4 protein-coding genes are annotated in these 1,894 nt (G+C 56.4%); all 4 read right to left on the minus strand.

Annotated elements, in window-relative coordinates:
- Window positions 1-259: FHIPEP family type III secretion protein (locus ORS3428_RS08440; RefSeq protein ID WP_172833665.1), on the minus strand; the 259-nt coding region annotated here is incomplete at its 3' end.
- Window positions 260-269: 10 nt separating this feature from the next.
- The gene (locus ORS3428_RS08445; protein WP_052457890.1) at window positions 270-647 is read right to left on the minus strand and encodes a tetratricopeptide repeat protein; all 378 of its coding nucleotides are present in this window, start codon (window positions 645-647) and stop codon (window positions 270-272) included.
- Window positions 648-689: 42 nt separating this feature from the next.
- A complete protein-coding gene (locus ORS3428_RS08450; RefSeq protein WP_071096396.1) occupies window positions 690-1,241 on the minus strand; it encodes a hypothetical protein in 552 nt (183 codons plus the stop codon).
- Window positions 1,242-1,267: 26 nt separating this feature from the next.
- Window positions 1,268-1,894: SctD/MshK family protein (locus tag ORS3428_RS08455; RefSeq protein ID WP_210185686.1), on the minus strand; the 627-nt coding region annotated here is incomplete at its 5' end.

The raw sequence follows: 1,894 nt of genomic DNA on the forward strand, positions 1-1,894 counted from the left end.
CAATGGTAAGCGCGAGGCGGAACACCGTAGAGATCAAAATGACGCCGGGCAGCGAAGAAAGTTCAAGTGGCGTGCCGACATATAGGGCAACCATGAGAAGAAGTATGGCGAATCCGAGGTTGAATCCGATCAGGAMGTCAACGACCGCGATTGGGATTGGCATGATCATCATGCCGATCGCCAGAAGCAGCATTAACGCGACCATTAGGTCCGGGTTGGCCGGCGCTCGCGCGATGAAGTTGCGCATTAGGTTCGCCATCGCGACCTTTTTATGTTTGTTTGAGAAGAACTGTGCTGCTGCGAAGTGAAACGTAGCTTTGGAAAACCGCTCGCGCCTCGTCCATGCGACGGGCTCGCAGCAGCGCATGGCTACGCATGAGAGTCAAAGGGACGCGAGAAGATTGCTGGTCATCAAGTACGTCCAACCTGTCCAGGATCGTCAGTGCTTCGTCGCCGAGCCCCTCAGCAATCAAGGCATAGGCGAAAATCCGTAGCAGATTGACATCTTGAGAATTGTCGCTGATGGCGAGCCGCAACAAGGCTAGGCTTTGGGCGCTCTGCCCGCACGCAAGGTGGGTATAGGAAAGGGCGCAGAGCAAATCTCGCTCCTGCTCGGAAATCAGCACGACTTCACCGGTCTTTGGCAAGGTGTGTCCCGACAGGATAGCCCAACATTGAAGTGTTATTCTTCATCCAGGTCGACCTTCGCTCGCCTTGATTAAGCTGTTCCGGTTCAGTCGCAACAGCACCAGGCGCCGGAACTCTTCTTGGAGGGCGGCAATACCTTCACGCGCCACCGAATCCTCAGGTACCGCCGCCAATGCGTTGACCAAGCGCTCCAGAAGAACACTACGCTTCCCTTCGCGCAGGATTTCCGGATGACGCAGGCGTGGCGTGATGAAAGAGAGCTGRCTACCTGCGAGAGTATTGCCATAAAGAGYGGCCATTGCAGCGCGGGGGTCGACCTCACTGATGTGGGTGCTCTCGCTTGGGCTGATGCACGTGACCGCCTCGATTTCACTAATTCCCAACAATCCGTTGGCCGTGCGTGCGGGCGGCATATCGTGCGTGTGCGCACGACGCAAAGTAGATGCGTGCTTCTTGCTGCTATTTGCATGAGCGCGATCGATCTCCATATTCTTGGCTTCTTCATTGGCCGGCTCGGCTGCTCCTGCAGGCTCAATGTTAAGATCGCGCGCCGAGGCGCCGGGGCCGACAGGGAAGCTGGACATCTTGACCATGGAGTTCTCCTACCGAACCTGGAAGTTTAATAAGGGAGCGCAGCAACGCGGCCATTTCGGCTCAGCAGCACCTGAGCGTCCTCAATCCGATCGACCATCCATCCATTATCCAATAGAGCTCCGACGAAATACTTCTGCCCACCGATCAGAAGATGTGGCAGATTCCCGCGCCAAACAGCTTCAACGGGGATTGCGGATGGCGCCTTGTCCTCTTTGACCACCACACCGTTCACGAGTGTAAGCGCTCCGTTCGTGCGTTGATCGAACTGCTGTTGGATCTTCTGCCACTTGGCGACCAAGGCAGGCGTGACGGTGCCCTCGGCGGTAACAACACTGTCCGCGGATTGGATCTTGATATCGAATAACTGCGCCCGATCAATTTCGTCTTGCAGCGCTTTCGCCGCTAACTGGACGCTCTGATCACCAGGGCGGTTGATGGTTACCTTCGATTTAGGTGCGGGGTCAGTAGGATTGGCGCTCAATCCACTGGCGCTGCCGTAGAGGGAAAAAAGGGTTGAAAGCGCGCCGATTCCAATGCAGCTCAGCAAGACAACGGCTATGACTGGCATTGAAAGGCGGCGCATGCCAATGGGGCGCTTCTCCCCGGCATCTTGAACGGACCAGAGAATGGACATCGCGCCCGCATGAATGAC

It is taken from the genome of Mesorhizobium sp. ORS 3428, from assembly GCF_001854785.1.
Classification (GTDB): domain Bacteria; phylum Pseudomonadota; class Alphaproteobacteria; order Rhizobiales; family Rhizobiaceae; genus Mesorhizobium.